14 protein-coding genes are annotated in these 15385 nt (G+C 69.6%); 7 read left to right on the top strand and 7 right to left on the bottom strand.

The window, feature by feature from the left end; all coding sequences use genetic code 11:
* Positions 1-11: 11 nt before the first annotated feature.
* From ACLB90_RS18720 to ACLB90_RS18735, 4 genes are all read left to right on the top strand, one after another.
* A complete protein-coding gene (locus ACLB90_RS18720) occupies positions 12-1163 on the top strand; it encodes an efflux RND transporter periplasmic adaptor subunit (protein ID WP_411850859.1) in 1152 nt (383 codons plus the stop codon).
* Positions 1164-1228: 65 nt separating this feature from the next.
* The gene (locus ACLB90_RS18725; protein WP_411850860.1) at positions 1229-4342 is read left to right on the top strand and encodes a multidrug efflux RND transporter permease subunit; all 3114 of its coding nucleotides are present in this window, start codon (positions 1229-1231) and stop codon (positions 4340-4342) included.
* A 1-nt stretch (position 4343) separates the two neighbouring features.
* A complete protein-coding gene (locus ACLB90_RS18730; RefSeq protein ID WP_411850861.1) occupies positions 4344-4733 on the top strand; it encodes a hypothetical protein in 390 nt (129 codons plus the stop codon).
* 97 nt (positions 4734-4830) lie between these two features.
* The gene (locus ACLB90_RS18735; RefSeq protein ID WP_411850862.1) at positions 4831-5562 is read left to right on the top strand and encodes an MliC family protein; all 732 of its coding nucleotides are present in this window, start codon (positions 4831-4833) and stop codon (positions 5560-5562) included.
* 12 nt (positions 5563-5574) lie between these two features.
* On the opposite strand, the gene ACLB90_RS18740 is transcribed toward ACLB90_RS18735, so the two are convergent.
* The 7 genes from ACLB90_RS18740 to ACLB90_RS18770 form a co-directional block, all read right to left on the bottom strand.
* Entirely contained in the window at positions 5575-6168 is a 594-nt protein-coding gene (locus ACLB90_RS18740; protein ID WP_411850863.1) for a hypothetical protein, read from the bottom strand.
* On the bottom strand, positions 6158-6724 hold the full coding sequence (gene yeiP, locus ACLB90_RS18745) for an elongation factor P-like protein YeiP (RefSeq protein WP_411850864.1): 567 nt from the start codon (positions 6722-6724) through the stop codon (positions 6158-6160). Before yeiP ends, ACLB90_RS18740 begins: the two co-directional genes overlap by 11 nt.
* 66 nt (positions 6725-6790) lie before the next feature.
* Positions 6791-7561, bottom strand: a complete 771-nt coding sequence (locus tag ACLB90_RS18750; RefSeq protein WP_411850865.1) for an SDR family NAD(P)-dependent oxidoreductase — start codon at positions 7559-7561, stop codon at positions 6791-6793.
* Positions 7562-7594: 33 nt separating this feature from the next.
* Entirely contained in the window at positions 7595-10204 is a 2610-nt protein-coding gene (locus tag ACLB90_RS18755; RefSeq protein ID WP_411850866.1) for an EAL domain-containing protein, read from the bottom strand.
* Entirely contained in the window at positions 10201-11094 is an 894-nt protein-coding gene (locus ACLB90_RS18760) for a hydroxymethylglutaryl-CoA lyase (RefSeq protein ID WP_411850867.1), read from the bottom strand. The genes ACLB90_RS18755 and ACLB90_RS18760 overlap by 4 nt, the downstream gene beginning before the upstream one ends.
* A 190-nt stretch (positions 11095-11284) precedes the next feature.
* A complete protein-coding gene (locus ACLB90_RS18765; RefSeq protein WP_411850868.1) occupies positions 11285-11671 on the bottom strand; it encodes a VOC family protein in 387 nt (128 codons plus the stop codon).
* A 10-nt stretch (positions 11672-11681) separates the two neighbouring features.
* A complete protein-coding gene (locus ACLB90_RS18770; RefSeq protein WP_411850869.1) occupies positions 11682-12470 on the bottom strand; it encodes an enoyl-CoA hydratase-related protein in 789 nt (262 codons plus the stop codon).
* Between the two features lie 120 nt (positions 12471-12590).
* Here ACLB90_RS18770 and ACLB90_RS18775 point away from each other — a divergent pair, with 120 nt between their 5' ends.
* From ACLB90_RS18775 to ACLB90_RS18785, 3 genes are read left to right on the top strand one after another with little or no spacing between them, the layout of a single operon-like run.
* Positions 12591-12845, top strand: a complete 255-nt coding sequence (locus tag ACLB90_RS18775; protein ID WP_411850870.1) for a FeoA family protein — start codon at positions 12591-12593, stop codon at positions 12843-12845.
* Positions 12842-14701 (top strand): ferrous iron transport protein B, encoded by a 1860-nt coding sequence (gene feoB / locus ACLB90_RS18780; protein ID WP_411850871.1) that lies wholly within the window; start codon positions 12842-12844, stop codon positions 14699-14701. The genes ACLB90_RS18775 and feoB overlap by 4 nt, the downstream gene beginning before the upstream one ends.
* Positions 14701-14952 (top strand): DUF6587 family protein, encoded by a 252-nt coding sequence (locus ACLB90_RS18785; RefSeq protein WP_411850872.1) that lies wholly within the window; start codon positions 14701-14703, stop codon positions 14950-14952. The genes feoB and ACLB90_RS18785 overlap by 1 nt, the downstream gene beginning before the upstream one ends.
* Positions 14953-15385: the final 433 nt, after the last annotated feature.

The raw sequence follows: 15385 nt of genomic DNA on the forward strand, positions 1-15385 counted from the left end.
GTGTGCCGCAGATGAACATCAACAGGATCCAGGCCGCCGTGTGCGCGGCGATCATGGCCGTCGCCACGGCCTGCTCCAGGGAAGAAGCGCCGGCCGCCACGGCACCTGCCGTCACGGTGGTGACGATGTCGCCGACCATCGTCCAGCTCGACGATGAGCTGCCCGGTCGGGTGGCGGCGGTGCGTACCGCGCAGATCCGCGCGCAGGTGGGTGGCATCGTGCTCAAGCGGCTGTTCGAGCAGGGCGCCGAGGTCAAGGCCGGGACGCCGCTGTTCCAGATCGACCCCGCCGCCTTCCATGCCGAGGTCGACAGCGCGGTGGCGATGCTCCAGCGCAGCGAAGCCAACCTGGCGCGCACCCGTGTGCAGTCCGAGCGGCTGCAGTCGCTGGCGGCGGCACAGGTGGTCAGCCACCAGGCGCGCGATGACGCGCGTGCGGAGCACCAGCAGGCACTGGCCGACGTGGCCCAGGCGCGCGCCACGCTGGCACGGCGCCGCCTGGATCTGCGCTATGCGACGGTCGATGCGCCCATCGACGGCCGCATCGACCAGGCACTGGTCACCGAGGGGGCCCTGGTGACTGCCAGCGACGCCGCGCCGATGGCCGTGGTGCGGCAGCTCGACCAGGTGTATGTGGACGTGCGGCAGCCGGCGTCGATGCTGGAAAGCATCCAGCGCAGCGTGGTGTCCGGCCAGCTGGACAAGGCGCGCGGGCTGCCGGTGACCCTGCTGGGCAGTGGCGGCCGGGCGTATCCGGAGCAGGGCAGGATTCTGTTCTCGGGGATCAACGTGGACGCCGACACCGGCGACATCGTGCTGCGCATCGTGGTCGACAACCCCGAGCGTCGCCTGTTGCCGGGCATGTTCGTGCGCGCCCGGGTTCCGCGTGGCGTGCAGCCGGCGGCGCTGCTGCTGCCACAGCAGGCGGTGCTGCGCAGTACCGGCGGGCAGGCGTATGCCTGGGTGATCGGCAAGGACGCCAAGGCGGTGATCCGCACCGTCGAGATCGACGGGCAGGTCGAACGCCAGTACGTGGTCAGGCACGGCCTGCACGCCGGCGAGCGCGTGGTGGTGGAGGGCCAGGAGCGCCTGCAGGAAGGCGTGATGGTCGATGCCCGGCCCTGGAAACAACCGCAGACGACGGGCGCGCTGGGCGCGCCCTGATTTCCCCTGGCTGACCCCGTCGGGGCGCGGGCGATATCGCCCACCCGACGCGCAAAGGACGTTGCATGCCCCAGTTTTTCATCGACCGCCCGGTGTTCGCCTGGGTGCTGGCCATTTTCGTGGTGCTCGCCGGCGTGCTGGCGATTCCACGCCTCGCGATCGAGCGCTATCCCGCCGTTGCGCCGCCCAGCGTGAGCATCTACGCCAGCTACCCAGGCGCCACCCCGCAGACCATGAACGATGCCGTGGTCGGCCTGATCGAGCGCGAGCTGTCCGGGGTGAAGCATCTGCTGTACTTCTCCTCCTCCACCGATACCTCCGGCGAGGCCACCATCTCGGCCACCTTCCGCCCCGGCACCGACCCGGAGCTTGCGCAGGTGGACGTGCAGAACCGCATCAAGGCCATCGAGCCGCGGCTGCCGCAGGTGGTGCGCCAGAACGGCTTGACGGTGGAAGCGGCCGATTCGGGCTTCCTGATGCTGGTCGGCCTGAAATCGGTGGATGGGCGCCTGGACGAGGTCGACCTGAGCGACTACATGGCGCGCAACATCGTTGATGAGCTGCGCCGCATCGATGGCGTCGGCCGCGTGCAGCTGTTCGGCGCCGAACGCGCGATGCGGATCTGGGTGGACCCGGCGCAGCTCACCGCGTACAGCCTCACCCTGGATGACCTGACCCAGGCGATCGCCGCGCAGAACGTGCAGATCGCGCCGGGCCGCGTGGGTGATTCGCCCGCGCTGCCCGGCCAGCGCGTGACGATTCCGCTGACCGCCGAAGGCCAGTTGACCACGCCGGAGGCGTTCGCCGCGATCGTGCTGCGTGCCCGTAGCGATGGCGGCAAGGTGCTCCTTGGCGACGTGGCACGGGTCGAGCTGGGCGCGCAGAGCTATGCCTGGTCCACCCGTGAGGACGGTGTGCCGGCCACGGCCGCGGCGATCCAGCTGTCGCCCGGCGCCAACGCGGTGCGTACCGCCCGCGCGGTGCGTGCGCGCATTGCCGAGCTGGCGCCGACGCTGCCGGCAGGCATGCAGGCGACGGTGCCGTTCGACACCGCGCCGTTCGTGGAGATCTCCATCCGCCAGGTGCTGATCACGCTGATCGAAGCAATGGTGCTGGTGTTTGCGGTGATTTATCTGTTCCTGCAGAACATCCGCTATACGCTGATTCCGGCGATCGTGGCGCCGATCGCACTGCTCGGCACGTTCGCGGTGATGCTGGCCGCGGGCGTGTCGATCAACGTGCTGACCATGTTCGGCATGGTGCTGGCGATCGGCATCATCGTCGACGACGCGATCGTGGTGGTCGAAGGCGTCGAGCGGATCATGGCCGAGGAGGGCCTGCCGCCGCGCGAGGCCACGGCCAAGGCGATGAAGGAGCTGACCGGCGCGGTGATCGGCATCACCCTGGTGCTGACCGCGGTCTTCATTCCGATGGCCTTCGCTGACGGATCGGTCGGGGCGATCTACCGGCAGTTCACGCTGGCCATGTCGGTGTCGATCCTGTTCTCGGCGATCCTGGCGCTGAGCCTGACCCCGGCGCTGTGCGCGACCCTGCTCAGCCCGAGTACCCGCGGTCATCACGGGCGGGGCGGGTTCTTCGGGTGGTTCAACCGCGGTGTCGAGCGGATGACGGCCGGCTACCAGCGGCGGGTGGTGCGGATCCTGCAGCGGGGCGGACGTGGCATGGCCGTGTTCGTGGCGCTGGTGATCGCGCTTGGGGTTGGTCTGCAGCTGGTGCCGGGGGCGTTCCTGCCCGAAGAAGACCAGGGCTATTTCATGACGTCGATCCAGCTGCCGGCCGATGCCACCGCCGAGCGCACCCTGGCGGTGGTCGAGCGGTATGAGGCGCACGTGGCGTCGCGCCCGGGGATCGCATCCAACCAGTCGATCATGGGCTACAGCTTCGCCGGTTCGGGCCCGAATGCAGCGCTGGCCTACACCATGCTCAAGGACTGGAATGCGCGCGACGGCGCGAGTGCCAGCGATGAGGTGCAGCGCGCCCAGGCGGCGATGGCGGCGGCATCGGAGGGGCAGGTCATGAGCGTGATGCCGCCGGCGATCGACAGCCTGGGCAATTCATCGGGCTTCGAGCTGCGCCTGCAGGCGCGCGCGGGCCAGGACCACGCGCAGCTGCAGGCGGCACTGCAGCACCTGCTGGCGCTGGCGGCGAAGAGTCCGCTGCTGCGCGATGTGTATGCCGAAGGACTGCCGGCGGGCAGTACCGTGCGGCTGGAGATCGACCGCCACAAGGCCGAGGCGATGGGCGTTGGCTTCACCCGCATCAGTGACACGCTGTCGGCGGCGATGGGGTCGCAGTACGTGAACGACTTCCCCAATGCCGGCCGCATGCAGCAGGTGATCGTGCAGGCCGACGCGCCCCATCGGATGCAGGTGGAGGACGTGCTGAAGCTGCACGTGCGCAATGCCACGGGCGGCATGGTGGCGTTGTCCGAGGTGGTCACGCCGGTGTGGTCGCAGACCCCGCTGCAGTTGGAGCGCTACCAGGGCTTTCCGGCACTGAGCGTGTCCGGCAACGCCGCACCGGGCGCCTCCAGCGGCCAGGCAATGGCCGAGATGGAGCGCCTGGCCCGGCAGCTGCCGGCCGGCTTCGCGCTGGCGTGGACCGGCCAGTCGCTGCAGGAGCGCGCCTCGGGGGCGCAGGCGCCGTGGCTGCTGGTGCTGTCGATGCTGGTCGTGTTCCTGGTGCTGGCTGCGCTGTATGAAAGCTGGTCGATTCCGGCGGCGGTGATGCTGGTGGTACCGCTGGGCCTGCTGGGCGCGGTCGCCGCGGTACTGCTGCGCGGCCTGCCCAACGATGTGTTCTTCAAGGTGGGCATGATCACGGTGATTGGGTTGTCGGCCAAGAACGCGATTCTGATCGTGGAGTTCGCCCGGCAGCTGCAGCAGCAGGGGCGCGGCGTGGTCGAGGCCGCCGTGGAGGCGGCACGGCTGCGGCTGCGGCCGATCCTGATGACCTCGCTGGCGTTCGCGCTGGGTGTGGTGCCGCTGATGCTGGCCTCCGGCGCGTCGGCCGAGACCCAGCATGCGATCGGCACCGGCGTGTTCGGCGGGATGCTGACGGGCACCGTGCTGGCGGTGTTTTTCGTGCCGTTGTTCTACGTACTGGTGCAGGGCGTCCGGCGCTGGCGCTGGCCGTGGCGGCGACACCGTGGAGGATGAGATGAATCCGCAGGAGATGGAACAGCGCACGGCGCTGGCCGAAGCCGGGCTGCACGGCATGCTGCTGGCGCAGGACGTGGAGGCGACGCGGCAGTGGCTGTCGCCGGCCCTGTTCTTCACCGACGCATCGGGCCATTGGCAGGGCGCGCATCCCTGCCTGCTGGCCTGGGCGGCGCGTCGCCTGCACGTGGTGGCGATCGAGCAGGGCGCGATCGAGTACCTGGCCTGCGGCCAGCTGCTGCTGGCCGCCAGCGACGTGTGCCTGGTCTATACCGCCCACGGTTGCGAGCAGGTGCGCCACCTGCGGCTGCTGCGGGTCTGGGCACGCTGTTCGTCGCCCGCCGGCGTGCATCTGCTGTCGGTGGGGATACTGCCGGCGCGCGGTGCCTGAGCGCGCGCGTAACCGCCGGGTCACCGCCGCTTCACCTCCCCCGGCCGCACGCGCGCTAGGATCGGGTGTTGAGTGAAACAACTGCAAGGAGTCGAACATGCGTGCATCCCAGGGACTGTTGAGTCTGGCCATCGTGCTGACGCTGGCGGCCTGCCAGCCGGCGCCGCAGGCACCGGCCGACCCGGCCGATGCAGCAGCGGGCGGCACCGATGCGCCGCCGACCACGACCGGTAGCGCCGATACCCGCGTCTATGCGTTCCAGTGCGGCGACATCGCCGTGCAGGCGACCTACCGCGGCCAGGAGTCGGCAACCGTGGTGGCCGGTGAGCGCACCTTCGCGATGTCGTCCCAGCCAGCCGCTTCCGGCGCAAAGTACGGGGACGGCGAAGGCAATGTGTTCTGGACCAAGGGCACCACCGAGGGCATCCTGACGCTGAAGGGCGAGGCAGACCGCAGCTGCACCGGCGCGGGTGAAGAGGGCGCCACGGTGCCGCCGCCGGCCGCAGCGGCCGGTACGGCGTTCCGTGCCACCGGCAACGAGCCGGGCTGGCTGGCCGTGGTGGCCGACGGCGCCACACCGCACCTGCGCGTGGAAACCGACTACGGCCAGCGCACGTTCGAGATCGCCACACCCACGCAGGGCAAGGATGGCTGGTCGGGCAAGGCCGCCGATGGCACCGACATCAAGCTCACGTTCCAGCGCACGGTGTGCCAGGACGACATGAGCGGCCATGCATTCGGTGCCACGGCGATGCTGACCGTGGGTGCGCGCCAGTACCACGGCTGCGGCGATTTCGCCGGCGCGCCCGCGCTGGCAGCGCGGCCCTGACCGGCACCGGCCTCAGCGGGCGGTGCCGGGCGGGCAGTCCTCCGGCGCCTCCCCGGTGAACAGGTCGTAGCGCGTGCCCACGTCGAGCAGCAGGTGGCGGAGGGTGCAGTCGTCGCCGTGGGTGTCCAACAGGCCGGCGAACAGGCGTTTGCGTCCGTCGCAGAAGGTTTCGCCGGCGGCGGCCAGTTCTTCGGCCCGGGCGTCGTCGTACGCCTCTTCGCCAGCAAAGTGCTGGCAGGTGTTCTCGCGTTCGAGGAAGGCGCGCGCGTCGGCCGGCAGCGCGCAGTACACCCGGATGTCGTTGAGGTCGTAGACCGCTTCGGGAATGTCGCATCCGGCATCGGCGCGGGCGCGATCCAGCTGTTCGCGGCTGTCGGGCATGCCGGATGCATCGCCACCGACGGTGGCGCCGGCGCTGTCCGTTGCCGGGTCGGCATCAGGCACGGGATCGGGCGGCGGCGGCACCTGGGCCGCTGCCGCCACCTCATCTGCGTGGGGCGTCTCCACCACCGCGTCGGCCTCTTCGCCGGCGCTGTCCGCTGCCCGCGGCGCGCACGCCGCAAGCAGGGACAGGCAGGCTGCCAGAACGATGCGTTTAGTCGGCACGGCCGGCAAATTCACCGGTGGTGGTGTTGACCAGCACGCGCTCGCCGTTGGCGATGTACTCCGGCACCATGATTTCGATGCCGGTGTTGAGCTTGGCCGGCTTCGGACGCTTGGTGGCGGTGCCACCCTTGAGTTCCGGCGGCGTTTCGATCACTTCCAGCACCACGCTGGTGGGCAGCTGCACGGCCACCGGCGTTTCGTCGATCACCTGCACGTAGATGCCGGTCAGGCCATCGGTGATGTAACCGGCGTCATCGCCGACCACATCGGCATCCAGGGTGTAGGGGGTGTAGTCCTCGTCGTCCAGGAACACGAACGCGTCGCCGTCCTTGTACGAATAGGTGGACTGGCGGCGCAGCAGCTCGACTTCCGGCAGGTTGTCGTCGGCATCGAAGCTGGCGTCGAGCTTGTTGCCGCCCGGCACGCTGTACATGATGAAACGGAAGCGCACGTTGCCGCCGCGGCCCTGCGGCGAGCTGCGTTCGATGTCGCGGATCTGGTAGACGCCGTTGTTGTATTCGACGACGTTGCCTTTCTTGATGTCGTTGGCTTTCATGGGAGTGACGGTCGGTTCGTGGAGGTGTCGGGCGCCCGCAAGGACGCCCAGTGGGTGGCGCGGATGTTACTTGGGTGCCAGGCGCACCGCACCATCGAGGCGGATGGTTTCGCCGTTGAGGTAGGTGTTGCCGAGGATGTGGCCGACCAGGCCGGCGAAATCCTCCGGCTTGCCCAGGCGCGGCGGGAACGGGATCGAGGCGGCCAGGGATTCCTGCACGGCCGGCGGCATGCCATCGACCATCGGCGTCCAGAAGATGCCCGGGGCGATGGTCATCACGCGGATGCCGAAGCGTGACAGCTCGCGTGCCATCGGCAGGGTCATGCCCACCACGCCGCCCTTGGACGCGGCATAGGCGGCCTGGCCGATCTGGCCTTCGTAGGCGGCCACGCTGGCGGTGTTGATGATCACGCCGCGTTCGCCGTCATCGCCGGCGGCATTGTGCTGCATGCGGTTGGCGGCGGCCTTGGCGACGTTGAAGCTGCCGACCAGGTTGACCATCACGGTGCCCTGGAAGTTGGCCAGCGGCATCGGCGCTTCCTTGCCCAGCACGCGGCCGGCGCCAAGGATGCCGGCGCAGTTGATGGCCACGTTCAGCCCGCCAAGGAAGTCGTGGGCGGCGTCGATGTTGGCCACCACGGCGGCTTCGTCGCTGACGTTGGTGGTGAAGTAGCGCGCATGCGCGTCGCCGAGCTCGGCGACGGCGGCCGCCCCCTTGTCGTCGTTGAGGTCGAACAGGGCCACCTTGCCGCCGTGGGCGACCAGGTGACGGGCCACGGACAGGCCCAGGCCGGAAACGCCGCCGGTGATGACGGCGCGGACGGAAGACAGCTGCATTGCGCGTACCTGTGGAGTCTGGAAGCGCCGATTCTAGCGGATGCGGCCGGTTTCGCCGTTGTGCACCGCCGCTGCCGGCGCGGGGCGCGCGGCCAGGCGCCGGGCGAACTCGTCCGGCGGCAGGCCGGGCGCGAACAGGAAGCCCTGGCCGACCGCCACCCCCAGCGTCTGCAGGAAGTGGCGCTGCTGTTCGGATTCGATGCCCTCGGCCACCAGGCCCAGCCCGAGGCTGCGGGCGATGCCGCACACCGCCTCGCATACCGCCACGTCGGAGCGGTTGCCGGGCACGCCCTCGACGAACAGCTGGCTCAGCTTGAGGCCGTGGATCGGCAGCCGGCGCAGGTAGTTCAGTGCGCTGTAGCCTTCGCCGAAGTCGTCGATGGTGAGCAGCACACCCATCTCGCGCAGCCGGGCGAAGGTCTGCAGGGTGTCCGGGGCATCCTCGATCAGCACCCGCTCGGTGAATTCCAGCTCCAGCGCGCTGCCGGGCAGGCCGAACTCGTCGAGCACCTGGCGGACGTTGCGGGCCAGGTCCTCGCCGACGAACTGGCGGTAGGACACATTGACCGCCACCCGCACGATGCCCAGCCCGTCGTTCTGCCATTGACGCACCTGGCGGCAGGCCTCGCGCAGCACCCACAGGCCGATGCGCACGATGTCGCCGGTGCTTTCGGCGTGGCCGATGAAGATGTCCGGGCGCAGTTCGCCCAGCTGCGTGTTGCGCCAGCGGATCAACGCCTCGGCAGCCACCAGCTGGCCGCTGCGCAGGTCCACCTGCGGCTGGTAGACCAGATGGAATTCGTCGTCGTCCAGCGCACGGTGCAGGCGGCTTTCAATCTGCAGGCGATCGTGCTGGCGCTGCGCCAGTTCCGGCGAGAACACCTGCCAGCCGTTGCGGGTGCGGCGCTTGCAGTCGTACATGGCGATGTCCGCGTTCTGGATCAGCTGCTGCGGGCGCAACCCGTCCTGCGGTGCGCGGGCGATGCCGATGCTGGCGGTCACCGCGAACTCGTCGCTGCCGAAGCGGAACGGCGTGCTGAACGCCTGGGTGATGGCATCGGCCAGGCGCTCGGGCTGGTCGTGCTGGTCGCGGGTGTCGCAGATCACCAGGAATTCATCGCCGCCGAAGCGGGCCACCAGCCCCTCGGTGCCGATCGCAGTGGCGATGCGGCGGGTGGCATCGATCAGCAGTTCGTCGCCGGCGTTGTGGCCGAGCAGGTCGTTGACGGTCTTGAAACGGTCCAGGTCGATGTACAGCACCGCCACCCGGCAGTGGGTCGGGTTGGCCATGCGCGCGGCGAGGTCGTTGAGCACCGCGTCGCGGTTCATGATGCCGGTCAGCGGGTCGGTGCGTGCCTGGATGCGCAGGGTTTCCTCGGCCTGCTTGCGTGCGGTGATGTCCTGCACGGTGCCGGCGATGCGCGCGGCGCTGACGTCGCCGGCCTCGGCCTCGCCGATCATGCGCACCCAGAAGGTATGCCCGTCGCTGCGCTGGCCCTGCAGCTCCAGCTCGAACGGCGCCTGCTTGTCGATCACATCGAGCAGCGCCTGCTGCAGCAGCGAGCGGTCGTTCAGGCGCAGGCAGTCGAGCAGCTGGGCCATGTCCTGCAACGGCGGCTCCTGGCCGAGGATGCGGGTGGCTTCATCGGTGAGGTACAGCCGCTGCAGGCCCCGGTCCCACTCCCAGCCGCCGATGTGGGCCAGCGACTGCGCGCGATCGAACAGGGTGTTGTTGCGCTTGAGCTCGGTGATGTCGCTGAACAACCCGAACACGTGGTCGGGGCTGTCGCGGCCGGTGCCGTAGACCGGTACGTTGGTGGTCGAGATCCAGATCATCCGGCCGCGCGGCCGGTGGTACAGGCCCACGATGGTGCTGCGGATGATCCGCCCGGTGCGCAGCGAAACCGCCGCCGGCCACTGTTCGCGGGTGAGCGGATGGCCATGCTCGTCCACGCTGATCCAGTCTTCCGGGCACAGCATCGCCTGCAGGCTGTTGCCGTTGCCGGGGATGCCGAGGATGCGGTGCGCGGCCGGGTTGGCCGACACCACGCGCAGTTCCCGGTCGAACAGGACCACGCCCTTGTCGATGGACTCCATCAGCAGCCGGTAGCGCGACTCGGCCTGCCAGCGGCTGCTGAGGTCACGCGCGACGGCGACGATGCAGTGCTCGCCCTGGTGCTCGAAGCCGGCCGAGTGGACCTCCACCGGGAAGCGGCTGCCGTCGCCGCGCATGTTGGTGACTTCGATGACGTAGGTTTCGCCGCGGTGCAGGGCCTCCCAGACCGGGTCGAGGTGGTCGCTGGGCAGGTCCGGATTGAGCAGTTCGATCGGCTGGCCGATGATGTCCTCACGGCTGCGCCCATAGGCACGCACGCCGGCGTGGTTGAGGTCCAGCACCACGCCCGATTCGCTGAGGATGCTGACCGGGTCGGGCACCGCGTCGAACAGCGCGGCATAGCGGCGCAGGGCGAGCTGGCGCTCGTCCATCGCTTCCTGCAGGGCGGCCTGCGCCACTTCCAGCAGTTGGCGCAGTGCGGCAGGCGGTGCCTGCGCCAGGGCGCGGTCCAGTGCAGCCAGCGCATCGACGTGGGCGGTGAGATGATCACCGACCGCAGCGTCCTTGCGCGGGCTGCGGCGGGTCATGTGGCGGCCAGCGCCTTCCCGGTCTTGCTGCCGGTATCGCGGCCCAGTCGCGCCGCCAGCCAACGACCGGTGGCCGCCAGTGCCGGCAGATCGATGCCGGTGCGCATGCCGATGCCGTGCAGCAGATACACCACATCCTCGCTGGCGACGTTGCCGCTGGCGCCCTTGGCGTACGGGCAGCCGCCCGCGCCGGACACGGCCGAATCGACCACGCGCACGCCTTCTTCCAGGCAGGCGTCGATGTTGGCCAGCGCCTGGCCGTAGGTGTCGTGGAAGTGCACGGCCAGCGCCGACATCGGCAGCGCGCTGGCCACCGCACGCAGCATCGCGCGCGCCTTGCGCGGCGTACCCACGCCGATGGTGTCGCCCAGCGAGATTTCGTAACAGCCCATGTCGTGCAGGGCGGTGGCCACGCGCACCACCTCGCTCACCGGCACCTCGCCCTGGTACGGGCAGCCAAGCACGGTGGAGACGTAGCCGCGCACCTTGACCCCGTCGGCGCGGGCGCGTTCGAGGATCGGCGCGAAGCGCGCCAGCGATTCGTCGATGCCGGCGTTGGTGTTGGTGCGGTTGAACGTTTCCGAGGCCGCGGTGAACACCGCCACTTCCTCCACGCCCACGGCACGGGCGCGGTCGTAGCCCTGTTCGTTGGGCACCAGCACCGGGTAGGCGATGCCGGGCAGGCGCTCGATGCCTTGATAGACCTCGGCGGCGTCGGCCAGCTGCGGCACCCAGCGCGGGCTGACGAAGCTGGTCGCCTCGATGGTGCGCAGGCCGGTGAGGGAGAGCTGGCGGATCAGCTCGATCTTGTCGGCGGTCGCCACCGGCTGGGCTTCGTTCTGCAGCCCGTCGCGCGGGCCGACCTCGACGATGCGGACGAAGTCATCCATGCGCGCGCTCCCATGACGGGATGGGGCGGGCAACCGGGGCGGATCGGGTCAGGGGAGAGGTCACGTAGAGTCCTGGCAGGCGAGGGTGGCCCACGTTCCCCGGCGGGCCACGAAAGGGGGATACGCGGGATGGGCGGCAAAGCGGCCAGCCCGCGGTGAATGACGCGGCCGCCGGGGCGGCCGGGGGCGTTCAGCCCGGGCGGTGGCAGACCGCTTCGATGTTGTTGCCGTCCGGGTCGAGCACGAACGCCCCGTAGTAGTCGGGGTGGTAGTGCCCGCGGATGCCCGGGGCGCCGTTGTCGCGGCCGCCGGCGGCCAGTGCCGCCTGGTGGAAGGCGTCGACCTGGACGCGGCTGTCGGCGCTGAAGGCCACATGCACGCCGCCGTGGGCGCCGGGGGCGTTGCCGATCCAGAAGTCCGGCTTGCCGGTGCGGCCGAACCCGGCATGGTCGTGGTCGCCGGTCTGGGCGGCACTGACCTGCATCACCACGCCGATGCCGAGCGGGGCCAGCGCCTGCTGGAAGAAGGCCAGGCTGCGGGCGAAGTCGGCGCAGCGGATTCCGATATGGTCGAGCATGGTGGCGTTCTCAGTCCTGGGTAACCCAATGGGGGGCGCGCTTGTCCAGGAAGGCGCCCAGGCCTTCCTGGCCCTCCGCCGATACCCGCAGGCGGGCGATCAGGGCGGCATTGTCGCGGTCCAGCGCGTCGCGGTCGCGGCCCACCGACACCCGGCGGACCAGGTCCTTGGCCGAGGACGAGGCGATCGGGCCGGCCTTGTCGAGCAGGCTGAGCTGGCGCTGCACGGCTTCGTCGATGCGTTCAGGTTCGATCAGCTGGTGCACCAGGCCGATGCGCAGGGCGGTGTCGGCGTCGAAATGCTCGCCCGTGGCGAACCAGCGGCGCGCCTGGCGCGGGCCGATGGCGTCGATCACGTACGGGGAAATGACCGCAGGCAGCAGGCCGAGCCGGCTTTCGGTCAGGCCGAAACGGGCGCTGGTGCTGGCGATGGCGATGTCGCAGCAGGCCACCAGGCCCACGCCGCCGCCAAACGCGGCGCCGTGCACGCGGGCGATGGTCGGGCGCGGCAGCTCATCCAGCGTGCGCATCAGGCGCGCCAGCGCCAGCGAGTCCTGGCGGTTGTCCTCCTCGCTGGCGGCGGCCATGCCGCGCATCCACTGCATGTCGGCGCCGGCCGAGAACGAGGCGCCCTGGCCGGCCAGGACCACCGCGCGCACCTGCTCGTCGCGGCCAGCGGCCTCCAGGGCGGCGGTCAGCTGTGCGATCAGGGCCGCATCGAAGGCGTTGTGGAGGGTGGGGCGGTTCAGCCACAGGGTCAGTACCGACCCGCTGCGTTCTATCCGTAGTGCATCACTCATCGAGGGGGCCTGCGATTACTCCATACATGTACAGATCATAGCGGGCCATTGGTCACGGGCCATGACGCGACGCGGCGATGCTAGAATTGATAACCATTCCTATCAACCAGAAGGCGCTCTGTGACGCTGTCCGATCTGCCTCTGCACAGCTCCGCTCTGGTGGAATCCGTGCAGGAACTGCATGCAAACGATGCCATCGCCCGCCGGCTCCAGGAGCTGGGTTTCGTCGCGGGTGAAGATGTGCGTCTGGTAGCCCGTGGTCCGGTCGGCGGCGAGCCGCTGCTGGTGCAGGTCGGGTTCACCCGCTTCGCCCTGCGTCGCAGCGAGGCCCGGCGCATCGTGGTGACGGCGGTCGTTGCGGGAGCCCCGGCGTGAGCGCCGCCGCCCTTCCGCTGCGCGTGGCGCTGGTGGGCAACCCGAACAGCGGCAAGACCGCGCTGTTCAACCAGCTCACCGGCAGCCGCCAGAAGGTCGCCAATTACACCGGCGTGACTGTGGAACGCAAGGAAGGCCGCCTGCGCGCGCCGTCCGGTCGCGAATTCGCCGTGCTCGACCTGCCGGGCGCCTACAGCCTGCAGCCGGCAAGCCTGGATGAGGCCATCACCCGCGACCTGTGCCGGGGCTTCTATCCCGGCGAGGCGGCGCCGGACGTGCTGCTGTGCGTGATCGACGCCACCAACCTGCGCCTGCACCTGCGCTTCGCGCTGGAACTGCGCGAGCTGGGCAAGCCGATGATCGTGGCGCTGAACATGGTGGATGCGGCCGAGCGCCGTGGCATCAAGATCGACGTCGCCGCGCTGGAACAGGCGCTGGGCGTGCCGGTGGTGGAAACCGTGGCGGTGCGCCGCAACGGCGCCCACGCACTGGTCGAGCGCCTCGACGCGATGGTGCCGCACCTGCAGGCGCCGGTGGCGGCACCCGACACGAGCGGGGATTACCACACCCGCGTACGCGCCATCCTGGCCGCCTCGGTGAGCATGCCGACCCGTACCGCCAAGATCGACGACGCGCTGGACCGCTGGCTGCTGCACCCGGTGTTCGGGCTGCTCACCCTGGTGGTGGTGATGTTCCTGATCTTCCAGGCGGTGTTCGCCTGGGCCACGCCGCTGATGGACGGTATCGAGGTCGGCTTCGGCTGGCTGGGCGAGACCGTGGGCGCGGTGCTGCCCGAGGGGCCGCTGACCAGCCTGCTCACCGACGGCATCATCGCCGGCGTCGGCGGGGTGGTGGTGTTCCTCCCGCAGATCCTGATCCTGTTCGCCTTCATCCTGGCGCTGGAGGAATCGGGGTATCTGCCGCGCGCTGCGTTCCTGCTCGACCGCATGATGGCCTCGGCCGGCCTGTCCGGGCGGTCGTTCATTCCGCTGCTGTCCAGCTTCGCCTGCGCGGTGCCGGGCATCATGGCCACACGCAGCATCCAGGACCCGCGCGACCGCCTCGCCACCATCCTGGTGGCACCGCTGATGACCTGCTCGGCGCGACTGCCGGTGTATGCGCTGCTGATCGGCGCGTTCATTCCCGCCAAAACCCTGTGGGGCTTCGTCAGCCAGCAGGGCCTGGTGCTGTTCGGTCTGTATGTCGCCGGCATCCTCAGTGCGCTGGCGATGTCGTGGGTGATGAAGAAGTGGCGCCGCGACAAGAGCGAGCACCCGCTGATGCTGGAACTGCCGTCCTACCGCATCCCGCACCCGCGCGATCTGGCGGTGGGCCTGTACGAGCGCGGCATGATCTTCCTCAAGCGCGTGGGCGGCATCATTCTGTCGCTGACCATTCTGCTGTGGGTGCTGCTGTCGTTCCCGGGGGCGCCGGAGAACGCGACCATGCCGGCAATCGATTACAGCTACGCCGGCCAGATCGGCCATGCGATGGCGGTGATCTTCGCGCCGCTGGGCTTCAACTGGCAGATCTGCATCGCGCTGATTCCGGGCATGGGCGCGCGCGAAGTGGCGGTGTCGTCGCTGGCGACGATCTACGCGCTGTCCGCGGCCGATGATGATGCCGCGATCCAGGCACTGACGCCGGTGGTGGCGCACGGCTGGTCGCTGGCGACGGGTCTGTCGCTGCTGGTGTGGTTCATCTACGCGCCGATGTGCATCTCGACCCTGGCCACGATCAAACGTGAAACGAACTCGTGGAAGCAGGTCGGTTTCGCCACCTTCTACCTGTTCGCGGCGGCATACCTGGCTGCCCTGGTCACCTACCAGGTCACCGTGGCGCTGGGAGGCGGCTGATGAGCGCCGGGTTGCTCCTGCAGTACGTGGTGGTCGCGCTGATCGTGCTGTTCAGCGCCTGGGTGGTGCTGAAGAAGCAGTTCCCTGGCACCGTACGCAAGGTGCGCGGCGCCCTGGCGCTGGCCCTGCTCAAGCCCGACCGCAGCGCCGCGCTGCAGGCGCTGGGCAGGAAGGTCGCCCCGCCCGCCAGTGGCGGCGGTGGCGCGTGCGGCGGTTGCGACAACTGCGGCCCAACCCCGCCGAAGCGGTAGCGCCGGGTTTACCCGGCGTGGCTGGGATCGCGTGCCGCCCAGACGTAGAGCCGGGTTCTACCCGGCTTGCGTCAGATCGCGTGACGCCCGAACCAGGCGCAGCCTCGTAGAGCCGGGTTCTACCCGGCTTGCGTCAGATCGCGTGACGCCCGAACCAGGCGCAGCCTCGTAGAGCCGGGTTCTACCCGGCTTGCGTCAGATCGCGTGACGCCCGAACGAAAGGCAGCCGGGCAGAGCCCGGCTCTACGGGCTTGCATCGCCCGGACCAGGTGCAGCCTTGTAGAGCCGGGTTCTACCCGGCTTGCATCAGATCGTGCGACGTCCGAACGAAAGGCAGCCACGTTGCGACGTCCGAACGAAAGGCAGCCACGTAGAGCCGGGTTCTACCCGGCTTGCATCAGATCGCGCGACCCCGAACGAAAGGCAGCCGGGC

The sequence above is a fragment of the Stenotrophomonas sp. LGBM10 genome (assembly GCF_046736075.1).
GTDB lineage: Bacteria > Pseudomonadota > Gammaproteobacteria > Xanthomonadales > Xanthomonadaceae > Stenotrophomonas.